Source organism: Lactiplantibacillus sp. YT640 (genome assembly GCF_049745435.1).
Lineage (GTDB): Bacteria > Bacillota > Bacilli > Lactobacillales > Lactobacillaceae > Lactiplantibacillus > Lactiplantibacillus plantarum.
The window spans coordinates 12,558-32,128 of record NZ_JBMNVY010000018.1 but is presented as its reverse complement, the minus strand read 5'-3'; the positions used below and the strand labels follow the sequence as shown (position 1 = coordinate 32,128).

General features: G+C 45.8%; 15 protein-coding genes. 12 read left to right on the top strand and 3 right to left on the bottom strand.

Features of this window, described 5'->3' with window-relative positions; all coding sequences use genetic code 11:
• Positions 1-161 precede the first annotated feature (161 nt).
• Positions 162-1,484, bottom strand: a complete 1,323-nt coding sequence (locus ACOV1R_RS11085) for a dihydrolipoyl dehydrogenase family protein (protein ID WP_217203237.1) — start codon at positions 1,482-1,484, stop codon at positions 162-164.
• A gap of 297 nt (positions 1,485-1,781) precedes the next feature.
• On the opposite strand from ACOV1R_RS11085, the gene ACOV1R_RS11080 reads away from it, so the two are divergent.
• Positions 1,782-3,359 (top strand): peptide chain release factor 3, encoded by a 1,578-nt coding sequence (locus tag ACOV1R_RS11080; RefSeq protein WP_003643227.1) that lies wholly within the window; start codon positions 1,782-1,784, stop codon positions 3,357-3,359.
• Positions 3,360-4,022: 663 nt separating this feature from the next.
• Positions 4,023-5,477, top strand: a complete 1,455-nt coding sequence (locus ACOV1R_RS11075; protein ID WP_054519175.1) for a hypothetical protein — start codon at positions 4,023-4,025, stop codon at positions 5,475-5,477.
• A gap of 89 nt (positions 5,478-5,566) precedes the next feature.
• Here the strand turns inward: ACOV1R_RS11075 and ACOV1R_RS11070 are convergent, their stop codons facing one another.
• The gene (locus tag ACOV1R_RS11070) at positions 5,567-6,592 is read right to left on the bottom strand and encodes a MucBP domain-containing protein (protein ID WP_128485053.1); all 1,026 of its coding nucleotides are present in this window, start codon (positions 6,590-6,592) and stop codon (positions 5,567-5,569) included.
• Between the two features lie 140 nt (positions 6,593-6,732).
• Here ACOV1R_RS11070 and ACOV1R_RS11065 point away from each other — a divergent pair, with 140 nt between their 5' ends.
• From ACOV1R_RS11065 to ACOV1R_RS11020, 10 genes are all read left to right on the top strand, one after another.
• Positions 6,733-7,614 (top strand): LysR family transcriptional regulator, encoded by an 882-nt coding sequence (locus tag ACOV1R_RS11065; protein ID WP_003643233.1) that lies wholly within the window; start codon positions 6,733-6,735, stop codon positions 7,612-7,614.
• Positions 7,615-7,842: 228 nt separating this feature from the next.
• Complete coding sequence (locus ACOV1R_RS11060) at positions 7,843-8,688, top strand: sulfite exporter TauE/SafE family protein (protein ID WP_054519176.1); 846 nt, start codon at positions 7,843-7,845, stop codon at positions 8,686-8,688.
• Positions 8,688-9,068: a DUF1634 domain-containing protein gene (locus ACOV1R_RS11055; RefSeq protein WP_003643236.1), complete on the top strand. Its 381-nt coding sequence runs from the start codon at positions 8,688-8,690 to the stop codon at positions 9,066-9,068. The genes ACOV1R_RS11060 and ACOV1R_RS11055 overlap by 1 nt, the downstream gene beginning before the upstream one ends.
• Positions 9,069-9,614: 546 nt before the next feature.
• The gene (locus tag ACOV1R_RS11050; RefSeq protein WP_003643237.1) at positions 9,615-11,258 is read left to right on the top strand and encodes a peptide ABC transporter substrate-binding protein; all 1,644 of its coding nucleotides are present in this window, start codon (positions 9,615-9,617) and stop codon (positions 11,256-11,258) included.
• 157 nt (positions 11,259-11,415) lie between these two features.
• On the top strand, positions 11,416-12,345 hold the full coding sequence (opp3b, locus tag ACOV1R_RS11045) for an oligopeptide ABC transporter permease (protein ID WP_003644204.1): 930 nt from the start codon (positions 11,416-11,418) through the stop codon (positions 12,343-12,345).
• 3 nt (positions 12,346-12,348) lie between these two features.
• Positions 12,349-13,383 (top strand): ABC transporter permease, encoded by a 1,035-nt coding sequence (locus ACOV1R_RS11040; RefSeq protein ID WP_003643239.1) that lies wholly within the window; start codon positions 12,349-12,351, stop codon positions 13,381-13,383.
• Between the two features lie 15 nt (positions 13,384-13,398).
• A complete protein-coding gene (locus ACOV1R_RS11035) occupies positions 13,399-14,478 on the top strand; it encodes an ABC transporter ATP-binding protein (protein ID WP_054519208.1) in 1,080 nt (359 codons plus the stop codon).
• Positions 14,479-14,484: 6 nt separating this feature from the next.
• On the top strand, positions 14,485-15,450 hold the full coding sequence (locus ACOV1R_RS11030; RefSeq protein ID WP_003643241.1) for an ABC transporter ATP-binding protein: 966 nt from the start codon (positions 14,485-14,487) through the stop codon (positions 15,448-15,450).
• A 419-nt stretch (positions 15,451-15,869) separates the two neighbouring features.
• A complete protein-coding gene (locus tag ACOV1R_RS11025; RefSeq protein ID WP_003643287.1) occupies positions 15,870-16,259 on the top strand; it encodes a MarR family winged helix-turn-helix transcriptional regulator in 390 nt (129 codons plus the stop codon).
• Positions 16,260-16,452: 193 nt separating this feature from the next.
• The gene (locus ACOV1R_RS11020; RefSeq protein ID WP_003646539.1) at positions 16,453-17,004 is read left to right on the top strand and encodes a tyrosine-type recombinase/integrase; all 552 of its coding nucleotides are present in this window, start codon (positions 16,453-16,455) and stop codon (positions 17,002-17,004) included.
• Positions 17,005-17,118: 114 nt separating this feature from the next.
• Here the strand turns inward: ACOV1R_RS11020 and ACOV1R_RS11015 are convergent, their stop codons facing one another.
• Positions 17,119-19,338 carry an ATP-dependent Clp protease ATP-binding subunit gene (locus ACOV1R_RS11015; RefSeq protein ID WP_003644206.1) on the bottom strand — a complete coding sequence of 740 codons (2,220 nt, stop codon included), beginning with the start codon at positions 19,336-19,338 and terminating at the stop codon, positions 17,119-17,121.
• Positions 19,339-19,571 lie beyond the last annotated feature (233 nt).

Below are 19,571 nucleotides of genomic sequence, written 5' to 3'. Positions count from 1 at the left end.
CCTCTTTTATATGAAAAATATTAAGTACTTTTTGTATTCGCTTACATTGTAATAAAACTATTTACATAAATCAACCATATATTTGTAAATTATTTTCATTAGACTGAAAATAAAGGCAACCAAGCCCGGTTTTACAGGCCTGATTGCCAAGAAAAAATTTGTTAAATTGCTGACCAAACGGCTGCGCCGATACTTGGGAAGAGGATCACGAGTTGTTCACGTTGCGCCGGTGTCAATTGATATTGGATCGCTGGTAGCAACGTGTTAATGGTATTTTCGGCCTGTTCACCGAGTTCAGCGGCACCAATCAACCGGTGCTGGTCATCCGTCACGAGTAAGTTATGGCCGGTGACATCGCGCGTTGTCTGCCGGAACCAGTCATCCTTTAAATCATTGACGGTAACTTTGACATCATGAGTGTCACTGGTTGGAAGTGTACCAACTTGGGCCAATCGTGGGGACGTGAAGACGACCGATGGAATGGCCGGATACTTGATGGGGGCATTGGTGTCACCCGTGAATAGGTGGGTCAGGTATTGCGACTCAAAGATAGCAGTGGGTGTTAATTTTGGTTGATCCTTGGCGAGAACGTCACCGGATGCGTAGATGCCAGCGACACTCGTTTGCAAGTGGTCGTCGACGGTGATTCCAGCTGCTGTGTAGTCCACACCGATTTTTTCAAGTCCTAAGTTTGCGGTGTTGGGCTGGCGGCCCGTCGCATCCAAGATCCAGTCCGTTGTAATCTTGTCATCCGCACTGAGGACTTCGAAGTGGTCACCAGTCGACTTGATCGCAGTTGGCACCCATTCACGTTTTAGGACTAAACCTTGTTTCACGAGAATGGCCAATAATCGTTCAACGAATGGTTGGTGGAATTGACGAAGTGCTTGGTCACCACGCATGAGTAGGGTGACCTGACTGCCGGCTGTTAGTGCCATGTTGGCGAATTCGAGTCCGATGTAGCCGGCACCAATCACGGTGATGTGGTGTGGCAAAGTGGTTAGATTCAAAAAGTCGTTACTGTCATGGGCGAGTTCAGTGCCGGGAATGTCCAAACGATGTGGATGCTGACCTGTTGCGATGACAATCTTATCGGCGGTATACGTCTTGTCCGCCACCTGAATCGTATGGTCGTCGACGAACGTCCCGCGGCCATTGATGAGGGTCACGCCGGCACTAGTCATTAAGCCAGCAATCATATCTGGTAAGCCGGCGATGACGTCGCGTTCGTGGTCAAAGTTGGCTTGCCAATCAATCGTCGGTTCACCACGCAGACCGTATCCTTGGAAGTTAGCAACTTGATTTTTTAATGCTACCGGCTGGTCTAAGGTGATTTTAGCGTTGCAACCCCGATTAGGACAGGTACCACCAATCAAATCAGCTTCAATGACGGCTACTTTTTTGCCACGAGCCGCTAACGGAATGGCCCCGTCAAACGTTCCGTGACCGCTACCTAGATATACAACGTCAAATTTTTCTGACATATTAAAATCCTCCTCGTTCCCAAATCACAGTTATTTAAAAACAAATACATTGTACACAACTTAACTTAACATGCCAAATAAAACGCGGCCTTAATTTAAAAGCATGGCCTTGAAAACGATTGCAACTGGTCTGTCATGACTTTGTTAAGTGAATTCCCACCGAATCGGTGCAAGATGGTCGGTGGTACTGGATTTTTTGGTCAAATATCAGTAAAATATGTAAGGCTATGTTTTTTTACGGTGGGACGGTACCACCGTGCACGTTGAATATACAGGTTATGATGAAAGGAATTTTTAATGAATAAGACAGAATTAACCGCCGCGGTCAATACCCGGCGTACCTTTGCGATTATTTCTCACCCGGATGCCGGGAAAACCACCATTACGGAACAAATGTTATTGTTTGGTGGCGTTGTTCGTCAGGCCGGAACGGTTAAAGCCCGTAAAAGTGGGAACTTTGCCAAGTCTGACTGGATGGAAATTGAAAAGAAGCGGGGAATCTCAGTAACGAGTTCCGTGATGCAATTCGATTACGATGGCAAACGGATCAACATCTTGGACACGCCCGGACATGAGGATTTCTCGGAAGACACTTATCGGACTTTGATGGCGGTCGATTCCGCTGTCATGGTCATTGACTCGGCTAAGGGGATCGAACCACAAACGAAGAAGTTATTCCAAATTTGTAAGATGCGGGGCATTCCGATCTTTACGTTCATGAACAAGTTGGACCGTGATGGTCGCGAACCATTGGACTTGTTGAACGAAGTCGAAGAAGTCCTCGGAATCGAAACTTATCCAATGAACTGGCCAATGGGTATGGGTAAGGGCTTAAAGGGCTTATACGATCGTTACAATCACCGTGTGGAACTTTATCATAATGAAGCTCATGGCGAAACGTTCTTACCACTAGACGAGAACGGTGAGCTTGATCCTAGTAATGAATTGACCAAGGACAGTATTTATCGTGACACGTTGGATGAAGTCGAATTGATCAACGAAGCTGGTAATGATTTTGACGAAGCTAAAGTAATGGCGGGAGACATGACGCCAGTATTTTTTGGGTCCGCCCTCACCAATTTCGGGGTCGAAACGTTCTTGAAGACGTATCTGCAGTATGCGCCTAAACCCGCTGCTCATAAGACTCGTGATGACCAAGTCGTTCAGCCAACCGACGATGAATTTGCCGGTTTTGTGTTCAAGATCCAAGCCAACATGAACCCGAACCATCGTGATCGGATCGCCTTTGTCCGCATTTGTTCTGGCGAATTTGACCGGGGGATGGACGTGGTCTTGCAGCGGACTGGTAAGAAGATGCGCTTAAACAACTCTACGCAATTCATGGCCGATACCCGTGAAACGGTGGAAACTGCCGTTGCTGGCGATATCGTCGGTCTCTACGACACAGGTAACTTCCAAATTGGAGATACGATTTACGCTGGCAAAAATGCGGTTCAATTCGAAAAGTTACCGCAATTTACGCCGGAGCTCTTCATGCGCGTTACAGCCAAGAACGTCATGAAACAAAAGTCTTTCCATAAAGGTATTGAACAACTGGTTCAAGAAGGGGCCGTTCAGTTGTACACTTCATATTCAACGGGTGACTATATTCTTGGTGCAGTCGGTCAACTTCAATTTGAAGTCTTCAAATTCCGGATGCAAAATGAATATAATTCGGAAGTTGTCATGGAACCAATGGGTAGCAAGACTGCCCGTTGGATCGATCCCGAACAATTGGATGAAAAGATGTCCAGTTCGCGGAATCTATTGGTCAAGGACCGCTACGGGGCACCGCTCTTCTTATTCGAAAATGCCTTTGCCGAACGCTGGTTTGCGGATAAGTATCCGGATGTCAAGCTGACCTCGAAGCTCTAGGATTTATATTGTGGTTTACACTTAGCTGACCAATCTAGTTAGATTACTGTTCGTCAGCCGATGTGCGTCCTATTTCGACCTCCGGGGCTGGGTGACAATTGCTGGAACGTAAGCCGACATCGATTTGAGCTAACGCACAACCCGCGTCAGCTCAAATACGAGTCTTATTCTAAGCCGGAAGAAAATCACTTCCAGCTAAGAATAATTTGGTTACTGAGCATTGCCTAGCCAACGGATTAATGCGGTTTTGGCATTAGTCCGTTGGCGTAGCAAGCACAGGCTTCAGTGGCACCGAGCACGTTTCGGGAACCCGCTCGAATGGCTGATGAACGGCCACTTAACTTGGTGCAATTGGTCGCTAACTCGAACTTTTCCCAGCGGGCCTAAGCTGGCTGCTCTTGATTTAACGGATAGAAAAGTTACAATGTGTCTCAAGCAAAAGCACAAACAAATATGTGAATAGTTCATAAAATGATGGGGCTGCCAAGTTGATTTGGCGGTCTCATCATTTTTTGTGTGGCGGGACCGGATAGAAGTGATATGAGAGGTTCTTCTAACATGCTTATCGGTCCATGTAAATTCACCATGTGAACCAACGTTGTAGCACTGCTAAGGTGAGAGAATTACGATACAATCAATCTGCAATTTAGATTGTAGGGGGCGATGAGATTGAAAATAAGGGGACGCTGGATGCTGGGATTGATGTTAGGAATGGGGTTGTGGGGCCCGATGACGGTGCACGCGGCGACGAACTTGGTACGGTGGCCAGCGGTGCAAAGCTTAGCGCCCCGGAATTGTGAACTTGAATCGAAACAAACGCGCTTATATCAATTAAATCGTGCAACGATGCAATTAACGCCACGTGGGACGGCCCGGACGACTAGTCACTGGCAACGGGTTGGTCAGGTGATGGTGACACAAAACAAGCGGTTAGTGACTTATTGGCAGGTGCGTCACGGGACTGCTGGGCGACTGAGCTGGGCGTTGGCGGACACCGTACGAGTTGTCGGAACCAGGGCCACTGATATTAAGACACCCACGCGGCAACCGATGCGCGTGGTGACAACGGATCAACAGGAACATGGGGTGACGCGCGCGGCCAATAAGCTGAGTTATTTGCCCTTAAAAGGGGCGGGACGGTACACCACTGAGCATATTTTGTTTCGTCCTACCGCCGCGTATCTAGCGACTCAAGGGCTACAAAATCAGCCAGACACGTTGCGCCAGAGTAGTGGCTATCGCGACCATTATCATTTCAAAACAGCACTGTATTTACCGCAACAGTTAGGGAGCCGCTTGTTGAATGACCCACAGAGTGCGACGTTTTCAGCTGACAATCGGTACTTGTACGTCATGTACGTCAATGATCAACAGTTGGGTGGCGCCGACCAGACTGGCTGGGTCGTTCGCTATGATTGGCAACGCCTGATGGCTTTAGGGGCTGGGCAATCAGGGAAGATGGCGATGGTCCGAGTAGCAGCAGCTCACCAATTCGACGGGAAGATGACGGCTTTTGACCGTCGGGTGCTGGCCGCCATTGAAGTGGGGCCGGAGTTTACGGCGGGACACGTTCAGTCACTAGCTTTAAATCCTAAGACGAACGAGCTGTGGTTTATTTCATCGACGGCACGTGATCAGCTTGCAAGTGTTGCGCGACTAAATCCGCAATCCCTGACGCCGGATCTTAAAATTGCCTTTACTACTGGTAGCGGGCGTCTAGGTGATGAACTGACTTTTGATCGCGCTGGGCAGGCCTATTATTGGACGCATGCGAGTCAGCTCAGAAATGGCAATGTCACGCTTTATCGTGGCACAATCAGTTCGACGACTGGTGTACATTTTGAACAACTCGCGCAGGGGTTAGCTAATAATCCGGGTTTCTTCGCCCAATCGATTGGATATAACGAGATTACTGGTCGGCTCTACCTGGTCTCCGATGAGAGTATTACGTCACTTCCAGCGGCTAAACTGGGACACTTGACGACTAGTCAGGTCGGTGAGGCGAACTTTGCTGGTGATCGCGAGTTTGAAGGGTTAGTCTTCATGCACCACAGCCAGGAAGGTTTCTTGCTGACGAATCGGGGCATCGAGTTGATGCGCATAATTGTTGATAAGTAGATATTAAAATGCGCCACTCGCTAGATTAGATTGAAGCTAGCGAGTGGCGCATTTTAGCATGGTTCGCGTTAATCGAACAAAAGTCTTGTTTAAGCAAACGGTGGATCTAATTTCGTTAAATAACGGCCCGGCAAGTAACCTTGATCTTGCAGGCGATACCAGACGACCCCGTTGTCGTCGGCCATTCGCTCAATCAAATTGACCGTGTCACCATGAGTGACGGTGGTTAAATAGCGGCCATATGGTTCGATGTATGTGTGGACCTGTTTGCCAGGGACAAAACTGACAACGCCGGTTTGGCGAACAGGCCGTTTATTTTGGACGCGGTAGCCGGCTGGCAACTTGAGTAACAGTGTGTCACCGGTAGTTAATTGGAGGTGCGTCTCCGGAATCCACTGATCATCGCCAATCGCATACCAGGTCTCGTGAGTGACTAAGCGAACGCGCATGTACGTTTTATAAGTGCTACCGGGCTGGAGCTTAGTTAAATAGTTGGTCGTAGTTGTCCCAGGATACGGATAAACGGCGGTCAACTTGTTGACTTGGACAAAACCAGTACTGAGGTCAGTTTGCTGCCAATTTTGATTGCGGTAGAAAAAAAGGACCGTCTTGGAAGTGGTCGTGTATTCCCCAGTCACGTCGCCTACGGAACGGAGGAGCTTAAAACCGGCGACGGTCGGCGCACTGATTTCGTAAGGGGTTCCTAATTTCCCCCGGTACATGGTCGGCCGGCCAATTAGTTCGCGGCGGTCAATGTCATAGGCGTACATCCAGACTGGTTGGCCAGCTTGGCGTTCGTAAGTCAACGTGATGCTAGCCTGTGGGGTCGTAAACCAGCGAGTCAAGCCTTCGATATGGACGAGGTGGTAGCCGGTGATGCTGACGGCTGGCAAGTGAATCTCTTCGCCAATGGTGCCAGCAATCATATCAGCAGCCTGCAGTTCATTGCCATCCTGATCTAGGTGGTGAACGAGAACTAATGCTTCTGTTTGGTTAACTGTAGGTGCTGCGGCAGTTTGTGCGGCAATGGAACGTGGTGCCTCAGTAGCGCTTGTGGCGGCTTCCGTGCTGTTTAGTGCCTGAAGCATTCCTTTAAGTCGGTCAAGAAACGACACGTGACCACTCCTTTCATTAATAAATTAATTATCACTAGTATAACGCATTCACAAGGGTTCTGGCACGTCTTAAATAAATTGTAAAATTCCCGCTTTGTCAGTCGTGTATACTAATATTTAATAACAGGGGGCGTTAACGGATGAATCTAAAACAATTACAATATTTTTTGGCCGTGGCAGAGGAAGGTCAGATGACAGCGGCCGCCAAACGCTTGCACGTGGCGCAGCCACCACTGAGCTATCAGATTAAGCAATTAGAACTTGAACTAGGCGTCACCCTCTTCAATCGCTTGCCTCAGGGTGTGACTGTTACTGAAGCTGGCAAGCTACTGGTGGGGTATGCCCAACAGCTCACGCAGTTGTCGGCGACTGCGGAGAACAAGGTCCGGGCCCTGGCACACGGCGTGACGGGGACCATTAATCTGGGGACAGTTTCATCCTCGGCAGGGGTCATGCCGAATACGGCATTACTAAAGTGGTTAGGGCAACATCCCGATGTTCAGCTTGCGATTACGGAAGGCAATACGTATGAGTTGTTAGACGATCTGCATAAACGGTTGCTAGACGTGGCGGTGTTACGAACACCGTTCAACGCGCAACATCTAGTCTGTCGTTACTTTCCCGCAGAACGGATGGCAGCAGTCATTCCGAAGCGATATTCACGGTTTGAAAAGCGGCGCCAGTTACAACTAAGTGACCTCGCTACGTTACCATTGATCAAGTACCGTCGTTTTAATGAATTATTCCACGTTGCCTTTCTGGAAGCGTCGGTTACGCCGACTTACATCATGACTTGTGATGATGCCCGCACGGCGATGCACTGGGCTAATCACCAATTGGGAGTGGCCCTGGTGCCACGGTCATTGGCTGAAACCTATGACGGTGGTGACGTGCTGATTCGATCATTGGCAGATCATCGTTTTCAGACTCAACTGGCCCTAGCAACGACCCCGGAAGCCTTAGCGACCCCATTAGTTGCCGGTTTGATGGCACAATTCCAGCAAGCGCAGTCGCTAGACTAGTTTAATCAGTTTGATATCTAAAAATTTAATCGCGGTTAAGGGTGGATTGCTGATTTAATCGGGTTGTTACCGATTACACTAGCTAGAAATTGAAGTGGTGTTTTCAGACGCAAAATAAGCCTAATGACTGTCGTACTGGGGATACGCTAACCTTCATTTAATAATTAGATATCAATCGGTTTAAATGGTACACTAACAATTGAAATTTAAAGGGTGAAGGTGAAGGAAATGATTTATTCGTTAGGGCTAATGCTCGGCGTTGGGGTAATTGCCGGAATTTTCGGTGCTATTTTAGGTATCGGTGGTGGCATGATCGTCACACCAATCCTGACACTTGGTTTGGGATTAGATATTAAGTATGCGATTGGGGCCAGTATTATCGCCGTGATTGCCACGAGTTCGGGCTCTACCATTGCATATTTACGTGATGAGATGTTGAACTTACGCGTCGCGATGTTTCTTGAAATTGCGACGACGGTCGGGGCCGTCCTCGGTGCAGTGTTGACGGGGGTGCTTAATGCAACATTCCTGTACTTCCTATTTGGGGCGCTGTTAGTTTTCACGACGTATAATATGATTCGTAAATTAATGAGTAAGAACGGTGAATTACTGTCAGTCAAAGATGACAAGCTGGCGACACAGTTGAACTTAAATGGTACTTATTATGATAAAGCATTGAATAAGCAAGTTGATTATCAGGTTGAAAACGTGCCGGGTGGTTTTTCCATGATGTTCGGTGCTGGTTTCGCCAGTGGCTTGTTGGGGATCGGGAGTGGCGCGTTCAAAGTGCTAGCCATGGATACGATTATGCATATGCCGCTTAAACCGTCATCAGCAACTTCTAACCTGATGATGGGGGTGACGGCGGCAGCGAGTGCGATGGTCTACTTCTTTAATGGGTCAATCAAACCCGGAATCGCGGCCCCATTAGCTATCGGGATTATCGTCGGTGCCTTAATCGGCTCACGAATCATGACGCGGCTCAAGCCACGCTTGATTCGCATGATCTTTGTGCCCGTGATGCTCTATCTGGGAATTCAAATGATTGCTAAAGGATTCGGGGTGACCATCTAATGGATAAGCAAAAAACAACTAAAGCGCAAGAGATGCACGCCGTTGAAATGATGATTGGGTATATTCTACGAATTGGCGTCATTGTTTCTGCAATCGTGATTATTATTGGGATGCTTCTGATGTTGATTCAGGGCAATGGTGGTTATGCAAATGGTATGGAACCCCATACGGTCGCTGATATTCTAGCCGGCATTGTGGCACTTAAACCATATGCCGTGATTATGTTAGGTTTATTTCTATTGATTTTAACGCCAACTTTGCGGGTTGCGGTCTCTATCTACGCCTTTGCAGTGGAAAAAGACCACTTATATGTTTGGATTACGACGATTGTTCTCATCATCTTGATTGTTGCTTCGGTGATTGGGTATCTCGGTAACTAGGCTAGACGGAGCTGATTAATCAGGTTGAGTCGTGATTAAAATGGGCGCACATCTAAAATGGCTACCAGCTTGTTTCGAGGTTAATGTGGAAAGAATCTAAGTTGGTGTAAATTCACGGGCTGGTGTGTTTTATGCCGATGTACGAGTACTTAACTAGCCAATATTGTTTAATAATAAGAGAATGCTGATAAAAAATCAGCATTCTTTTTTATTTGTGCACTTTTAGCTGTTTTGACTAACGTAAAAAAGACCTAATATCGTCATTTTTATCGTTATTTGAATTATTTATTAAGAAAAATTGCCGATTGTGTTCACTTGATAATTGAACACTGATGTGAGAATATAATTGCTTATATATCAGTAATTTCAGGCATGTTTATCAGTATGGATAATAATCGCAAAATGAAATAATTAAGACGATTATGACGAAATAATGATAAAAATTAGAGTTTAGGATTGATTTTAATTTATTTATAATATACAATTACTTTAACTTTTCGAGGGAAAAGCACACACAAACTATTTTAAAGTTAGGGGTTGGGTTATATGAATTTCAAAACAGCTGCAAAAGTAACCGTCGTTGCCGGCGCATCCGTACTATTCTTAGCTGCTTGTGGCTCAAGCAAGAGTTCTTCAAGTTCTAAGCAAACGGCCAATTGGACCGAATCAGCCGAATTACCAACGATGGACATTTCTAAGTCCACCGATGTGGTTAGTTCTAACGCGTTGAATAACACTAATGAAGGGTTATACCGTCTCGGTAAGAACGGGAAGGTCACACCCGGAATTGCGAAATCCACTAAGGTTACTAATGGTGGGAAGACATATACGTTCACTTTACGGAAGAACGCAAAATGGAGTAACGGGGATAAAGTTACTGCCAAAGACTTTGTTTATGGTTGGCAACGGACCGTTAATCCAAAGACTGCGTCACAATACGCATACTTATATTCAGGGATTAAGAACGCTGACGCTATCGTCAATGGCAAGAAGCCCGTTTCTAGTTTAGGAATCAAGGCTGATGGTGATTACAAGTTGACGGTCACTTTGGATAAGCCAATTGCTTACTTTGACAAGCTGATGGGCTTTGTCAACTTCTTCCCACAAAATGAAAAAGTGGTTAAGAAGTACGGTTCTAAGTATGGGACGAGCAGTAAGGCCATGGTTTATAACGGCCCTTACAAGATGACTGGTTGGACTGGGACAAACTTGTCATGGACCTTGAAGAAGAATAACGATTATTGGGATAAGAAAGCTGTTAAGATGGACAGCATCAAGTACCAAGTCGTTAAGGATCCTTCAACTGGCTTGAACTTATTTAATTCCAATAAGCTCGACTTTACGACACTTTCCAACGAACAAGTTAAGAATTATAAGAATGATAAGAACTACTTAGTTCGGAAGACGGCTTCAACTTTCTACGTTGAATTTAATCGTAAGGATAGCGATAAGACTTTAGCCAAAGCTTTCCAGAACAAGAAGATTCGTCAGGCCTTGTCATTAGCAATTAACCGGAAGTCCTACGTTAATAATACGTTAGGTAACGGTTCGACCGTTTCTAAAGGTTACGTTTCTGAAGACTTAGCTAAAAACCCGACAACTGGTAAGGACTTTACGACTGACGCTGCCGTTCCTTCTGCAGTTGACTACAACTTAACGAAAGCTAAGAAGTTGTGGAAAGAAGGGATGAAAGAAATTGGTGAAACTAAGCTGAACATCAAGCTTCTTTCTGACGATACTGATGGTGGTAAGAAGTCTACTGAATTTATTCAAGGTGCTTGGGAGAAATTACCTGGTTTGACCGTTACTAACCAGAACGTCCCATTCAAGACCCGTCTTCAACGGTCACAAAACGGGAACTTCGATACGGTTATCTCTGCCTGGAATGCTGACTTTACCGACCCAATTTCCTTCTTGTCACTCTTCACGTCCGACAACTCATACAACAATGGGAAGTATGACAGTGCCGCATACGACGATGCTGTGAAGAAGGCGGAAGGTGCCGATGCCAATAACAAGACTGCACGTTGGGCTGACATGGTTGCTGCTGAAAAGCAATTGATGAATGATCAAGGGGTCATCCCAATCTATCAACAAGCCTCAGCAACGTTGACTCGGAGCAATCTGAAGGGCATCATCTACAACACTGCGGGCTCAAACTACAACTTCAAGTACATGTCCGTAAAATAATGATGTAAATCCACAGAAAAAAGTGTGTGTGCTTTAACTGAATGAATGTGAAGCAAAGGGGTAAGGATTGACACATTGTTAATCCTTACCATTTTGTTTTATAATGAGGGATGTCATTATTTTTTAAGTTGATTTTAATAGAATGCGAGGAATTCTCATGAGAAAGTATCTTTTAAAGCGGATATTTTACTTGTTCCTGACATTATTCATTGTGGCGACCGCCACGTTCTTCTTAATGAAGTTAATGCCCGGAACACCGCTGCAAAATGAAGCTAAATTGACCCCTAGCGAAAAGGCGTCGATCTTGGCCCAATACGGGTTGGACAAACCTGTTTGGTTGCAATACTTCATTTACATTGGCGGGATCTTCAAGGGGAGCTTAGGGCTATCCTTCCAGTTCTCTGATCAAGCCGTCAGTTACCTGATTGGTAGCCGGATGGGACCATCAATGCAGTTAGGTGGTCAAGCGATGGTCGTCGGAATCGTCTTTGGGATTATCCTAGGGGCCGTTGGGGCCATCAAGAAGGATACTTGGGCCGACCGTTTAGCAACCATCTTATCGATCTTAGGGATCGCAGTTCCAAGTTTCGTGTTAGCCATCCTGTTACAATACTACCTCGGCTTAAAGGCTGGTTGGTTCCCTGTTGCTGGTTGGGAAGGCTTCGCTTACACGATCTTACCAACGTTAGCTTTGGCCGCCAGTCCGCTGGCCGAAACGGCTCGGTTTATCCGAACCGACATGGTGGACGTGCTGAGTTCGGATTATATTGAGCTAGCTAAAGCCAAAGGGTTGTCGAAATTTGGTATCGTGTATCACCATGCGTTGCGGAACAGTTTGATTCCAATGGTTACGCTGATTGGACCATTGGCCGCCGCCTTGATGACGGGTTCAATGGTTGTTGAAAATATCTTCTCAGTACCTGGGATTGGGGAACAATTCGTTAAATCAATTCTGGTTAACGACTACCCAACCATCATGGGTGTGACGATTTTCTATTCAGCACTCCTTTGCTTACTATTATTGTTGACCGATATTGTCTACGGAATTATTGATCCGCGGATTCGTTTAAATGGAAATGGGGACTAGTTAATGGCAGAAAATCCAAGTAGTATCGATATTAAGCCCGGCGACTTCGAGCCGTTAGATAAACAAGCGGGTCCTGATAATGAACGGATCGCAGCACCTTCCTTAACGTTCGGCCAAGATGTATGGCGGCGATTGAAGTCTAACAAGACCGCTTTTATCAGCTTTATCGTGTTAGTATTCTTATTCTTAGTGGCATTTGGTGGACGGGCAGTCTACCATGTTGATCCTAATGCACAGTCGCCACGGTATGCGAACCTCCCTCCGAAGATTCCGGGTGTTAGTATCCATGGTTTGAATGGTCACTTGACTCAATCTGGTAAGGACGTTGATGCGTATGCGGCGGCCGGTGCAAAGTCTGACGTGCATTATCTTCTCGGGACTGATTATCTGGGCCGGGACTTACTGGCGCGGATTATGTATGGGACCCGGATCTCACTTGAAATTGCGTTGATTGCTACTTTGATTGACCTGACGATTGGGGTCGGATTCGGGATACTCTCCGGTTGGAAAGGTGGGCGCGTCGATTTATTCATGCAACGTGTGATTGAAATCCTCTCGTCCATCCCACAATTGGTTATCATGGTGTTGATGGCCACGGCCTTCACGAAGACTGGGATGGCCTCAATCATTGCGGCTATCGCGATCACTGGTTGGACCACGATGGCCCGGCTGACTCGAGCACAGACCTTGCAATTGAAGAATCAAGACTTTATTTTGGCTGCACGGACACTGGGTGAATCACCCGTCAAGATTGCTTGGAAACACTTGTTACCAAACCTTTCAAGTGTCATTATTATTCAAACGATGTTCACGATACCAAGTGCGATCTTCTTCGAAGCGTTCTTGAGTTATATCGGGATTGGGATCAGTTCACCACAAGCTTCATTGGGGACGTTGATCTCTGATGGGCAGAAGAACTTCCAATTCTTGCCATATCAGATGTGGTACCCAGCCATCGTGCTGATCATCTTGATGCTCGCCTTTAACTTGTTAGGTGACGGGATGCGCGATGCGTTTGATCCAAAGTCAAAACGTTAGGAGGACGGCAGCACTATGGAAAAACCAGAAAATGTGATTGAGGTCCGCAACTTGGAAATCAATTTCCATACTTATGCGGGCGAAGTTAAAGCCATCCGTGACGTTAGCTTTGATTTACGTAAGGGTGAAACCTTGGCAATTGTTGGTGAATCAGGGTCTGGTAAGTCAGTGACGACACGTTCACTGATGGGCCTGTTAGCACCTAATGCTGAAATTAAACGTGGGAGCATTATGTTCCACGGTGAAGATATTATTAAAAAGTCCGAAAAAGACATGCAACACATTCGTGGTAAGGATATTGCCATGATCTTCCAAGACCCAATGACATCATTGGACCCAACAATGCGGATTGGGATGCAGATTGCGGAACCTTTGATGAAACATAAGGGTTTGAAGAAAAAAGAAGCGATCGCCCAAGCGCTAGAGATGTTGAAATTGGTTGGGATTACTAATCCTGAAGGCCGAATCAATGATTATCCATACCAATTCTCAGGCGGGATGCGGCAACGGATTGTGATTGCGATTGCATTGGTCTGCTATCCTGAAGTCCTGATTGCTGATGAACCAACGACTGCCTTGGACGTGACGATTCAAGCCCAGATTCTGGACTTGATGAAGGATTTACAAAATCGAATTGATACGTCGATTATCTTTATCACCCATGACTTAGGTGTCGTGGCCGGAATGGCTGATCGGGTCGCAGTGATGTATGCCGGTAAAATCGTGGAATACGGGACAGTCGATGAGATCTTCTTCAATCCACAACATCCTTATACCTGGGGGTTACTCAATTCGATGCCAACCTTGGATACTGAAAGTGGCTCATTATTAGCGATTCCAGGGACCCCACCAGATTTGTTGGAACCACCAGTTGGTGACGCCTTTGCAGCGCGGAGCGATTACGCGATGAAGATTGATACGGAGAAGGAACCCCCATTCTTTAAGGTTTCTGATACCCATTACGCGGCAACCTGGTTGCTTCATCCAGATGCCCCAAAGGTAACGCCACCTGCTGAAATCGTTCGGCGTCAGCAAAAGTTTGCGGCCATGCAAAAACCGCAAGCACCAATTTCAAATCCCGTAGCAAAGGAGTAAGTAGACATGCCTGATGAACGTAAAAAAATTCTAGAAGTTCGCCATTTAAAGCAGTATTTTAATGTCGGCAAAAAAGATGAAGTCCGGGCCGTTGATGACGTCTCCTTTGACATTTATGAAGGTGAAACATTTGGGTTAGTTGGTGAATCTGGTTCAGGAAAGACCACGACCGGACGTTCCATCATTCACTTATATGAACCAACTGATGGTGAAATCATTTTTGACGGTAAGGACGTTTCCAAATTACACACCAAGAAGGAACGCCATGAATTTCGCCGGGAGATCCAAATGATTTTCCAGGACCCATACGCCTCATTGAATCCACGAATGAAAGTCAAGGATATCGTGGCGGAAGGGATTGATATTCACGGTTTAGCCAAGGATGATGCAGACCGAACCAAGCAGGTTGAAGACTTATTGGAGACGGTTGGTCTTAACAAGGACCACTCTAGTCGTTATCCACATGAATTTTCAGGTGGTCAACGTCAACGGATCGGGATTGCCCGGGCGTTAGCGGTAGAGCCTAAATTCATCATTGCTGATGAACCAATTTCTGCGCTGGACGTTTCGATTCAAGCCCAAGTGGTTAACTTGATGAAGGAATTACAAGTTAAGCAGAACTTGACTTATTTATTTATTGCGCATGATTTGTCAATGGTTAAGTATATCAGTGACCGGATCGGCGTTATGCATTACGGTAAGATTCTGGAAATTGGGCCTGCGGATGAAGTGTATAATCATCCGTTACACAAGTACACCGAGAGTTTGATCTCGGCGGTGCCGGTACCTGATCCAGAGTTTGAACGTAACCGTAAGCAGGTTCCTTATGACGAAACGACCGAACATGACGGTAAGAAGCGGCGAATGGTCGAAATTGCACCAGGGCACTTTGTCCGGGCAACTGAAGACGAAATCCCGATATACACCAAGCGGGCTGTTGACGCGGGGTTAATTACGGAATTTTCTGAGTAACGGCTAATAAAACAGACGGCGAGTGCGAATACTCGACGTCTGTTTTATTATTCAGTAGAATATTTAATTAACTGTTTAGATAAGTTTATTAATTAATAACCATTATAATTAACTCATGTTAACTTGACATATAAATTTAATATGTAAAAAATATTGATGGAATCAATTGTCAAAAAGCCGATTAAATCGGGGATAGACGGCTATTTTTGACCAGCTAAACTGTGACCGGTAGTCAAAGTTATTTGTGTAAATTTTGTAATTATGCAATAATAATATTGTTAATAAAGTTTGTTAACAAATATAACTATTCGTCTTAATAATTGATTCGCACCATTTTTTTAAAAATCATGCGAAGGGACAATGGCTTGTTTTGAACGGTTAATGAAAAAAGTACAAATTTCAGGAAGGATGCTGTTAGTATGCAACAACCAATTAATTATATTATGAATATCATGCACCTTGAACGGGACTTAAAACGACTTACGTCGAACTGGTCGTCCGCCACAGGGCTTAGTTTGAACGAGTTACGGATCTTAGTTTATGTCGAACAACATCCTGGTATCCAGATTGGTGATGTGGCAAATGCGTTGAATGTGGCGAAAGCCTCGTTGGCACAAAACATTGGCACCTTAATAACCCAAGGATGGTTGAAAAGTCAACCAATTAAACAAGACCGGCGTTTACGGGTCTTAACGCTTACGAAGGCTGGTCAGGATCGAATGAAAGATGTTGATGCACAATTGACTAAATCACTTGACACGACGCCAGCAACACAGTTAGCGGATCAATTATCAGCTTTGCAATTATAGGCAGATGTACACGTTCACGGATATTAAGTGAAGTAATATCCTTAACGCGGGATAAAGGGGAGACTCTTTGTCCCGCGCTTTTGTTTTAGCACTTAATAGTGGGGAGCATTATAGGTTAACAATTACTTTGTTTAGTTTACTCTAGGTTAAGTAATTTAAACTTAATAAGATTGATTGAGGTGTAATGGAGCGTATGCATTATAATGTTGAACCGCTAAGAACGGACCAAGAAATCGATGATTTTTTATGGGCTGTTTCACAAGCGCGTTATGGGGAACGTAATCGCATGATTGTTTTGGTTGGAATTAACACGGGATTACGAATGAGTGATATTTTACGACTGAAGGTTGGGCAAGTACGTGGCAAAGATCGTGTTATGATCATGGAACAAAAAACGGGCAAGAAGCGCTGGTTGTTTTTGAAAAACCTCAAAACGGAATTAGCCCACTTTACGCGGTATCGGGGGGCAAATGAACCGTTATTCTGTAGTGGTCGGGGCGGAGCTTTAACCGTTAATGGTGTCTATCGAGTCTTTCAGACGGCCGGTGAGTACCTGGAGCGGGATGATATTGGTACGCACACGTTGCGCAAGACATTTGGCTATCATTATTATCAAAAGACTCGTGACATTGCCGGATTGATGATGATTTTCAATCATTCGAGCGAGCAGGTGACAAAACGCTATATTGGCATTGAGCGTGATAATTTGGAACGACAATTATGGGACTTTAAATTAGGCGTTTAATTATGGCAGAGACGCGGGCTATTCATAGCGACTCAATGAGGATTTGAGGTAGGCACAAAAAAGAGCCAGAAGTGTAAACGATTGTTTACGCTTCTGGCTCTAAATTTAATTATCTTATTCGGACTTCGTCTCAGCCGCCAAAACAATCTTGCCGTCTTCAACTTTTGCAACCATGTTCTTAACGTCGCCGTGGTCCAAATAGAAATCGGCGATGCGATCTTCGATTTGTTCCTGGATAACACGCCGGAGTGGGCGAGCCCCCATCTGAGGGTTGTAACCTAGTTCAACGAGTTTTTCCTCGACAGGTTCTGTGACGTGGACGTGTAAGCCTTGGTTAGCTAACATACCGTTGACGTCTTCGATCATCAAACCAACGATCTTCATCAAGTTTTCCTTAGATAAAGCGTTGAATTGAATGATGTCATCGAACCGGTTTAAGAATTCTGGCTTGAAGTAGTCCGTCAACCGGCTAGTGATATCGTGCGTCTTGCCTTCAGCAGCGGCACCAAAACCGACATTAGCTTCACTGTCGCCAGTCCCAGCGTTGGAAGTCATGATGATGATCGTATCCTTGAAGCTGACAGTCCGACCTTGTGAGTCGGTCAGCCGGCCATCATCGAGGATTTGCAAGAACATGTGCATGACATCCGGATGAGCCTTTTCAACTTCGTCTAGTAAGACTAGGCTATATGGATGACGACGAACCTGTTCAGTTAACTGACCGGCTTCTTCGTAGCCGACATAGCCAGGCGGTGAACCGATCAACTTAGCCACTGAATGTGGTTCCATGTATTCACTCATGTCAAACCGAATCATGGCATCTTGAGAACCAAACAGTTCCTTAGCAAGTTGTTTAGCCAATTCAGTTTTACCAACCCCGGTTGGGCCGACAAACATGAAGGAACCAATTGGCCGGCCAGTTCCGTTCAGACCGATTCGATTACGCCGGATGGCCCGGGCAACTGCTTCAACCGCTTGGTCTTGACCAATAACCGTACTCTTAAGGTCGGGTGCTAAGGTCTTCATTTGAGCCTGTTCCTTAGCCTGCAAGTCACCAACTGGAATACTTGTCTTTTCTTCGACAATTTGTTCCATGTCCTTGACCGTTACAGTGGCAGTATCGTTATTAGGCTGGTCTGAACTTTCATCGGGCTTAGCTTTTTCTAACTTAGCAACTTGATCGCGATAGTAGGCGGCTTTTTCGTAGTCTTCCTTCTTCAAGGCGTCCTGTTTCTGCTTTTCTGCCTCGTCGATCTTTTCTTGAATCGTCTTTGGATCGACCGTCTTCAACGTCAAGTTCTTACGTGAACCAGCTTCATCGAGTAAATCGATGGCCTTATCAGGTAAGAAACGATCTTGAATGTAACGATTTGACAACTTGACGGCTGCCACAATGGCATCTTGATCGTATTTAACGTGATGATAGTCTTCGTACTTCTTCTGAATGCCTTCGAGAATCTTGATAGATTCTTCCACGCTCGGTTCGTTGACCGTGACCGGTTGGAACCGGCGGGCGAGGGCGGCATCCTTTTCGATGTCGCGGTATTCGTTTAATGTCGTGGCCCCAACTAATTGGAAATCACCACGGGCAAGGGCGGGTTTCAGAACGTTCCCAGCATCCATACCACCTTCAGCATTACCGGCACCCATGATTTCATGGATTTCGTCAATGAAGAGGATGATATTCGGATTGCTTTGAACTTCCTTCATTAATTGTTGCATTCGTTGTTCAAATTGACCTCGAATACCGGTGCCTTGAACAAGGGAAGCCACGTCCAAACGAATAATTTCTTTATCTAACAGTTTTTGTGGAACTTGACCAGAAACGATTTTCTGTGCTAGTCCTTCCACGACCGCCGTTTTACCAACCCCAGCTTCACCAATTAAAACGGGGTTATTCTTGGTCCGGCGATTCAAAATCTCGATAACCCGATTAATTTCGGTATCGCGACCAATCACTGGATCGATTTTGCCCTGTTTAGCTTGCGCTGTTAAGTTGAAGCCGTATTGGCCAAGGAGGCCACCGCCGTTGTTATTGCCACGACGATTGCCGCCATTAGGACCAGCTGGCTGGGTCGGTGGGGTCTGTTGTTGCCGGTAAGCGTTATTAGGATCAACGCCACCCTGCATTGCACGGAAAATGTCGTCAAGACCACCAAAACCGAATGGATCTTGTGCCATATCAGCACCTCCAACTCCGTTATTTGGTTGCTGTTCCTGATTCTTTAGCAGTTGATAGCAATTTTGACAAAGGTTGATTTGTCGCCGCTGACCGTTGACGCTCGTATATAAATGGATCGTCGCTTCGTTCTTATGGCAATTGTCACAAAGCATTATGCTGTCACACACCTTTCGCATCAGAAATATAACTAAATCGATTAGGATCATAGTTAAAGGTTCATCGGCTCTTTGACCTTTGTTGACCTTTGACTATTAGTATAGCGAATTTACGGACTGTTGCAAGTGAAAAGCCTCAGGGTCAAAACTGGACGTGCGGCCGGGATAATTCGCAATGGCTGATTGATTCAATTATTTCTGAATAGTCTGGATAGTCGCAACTCATAGCT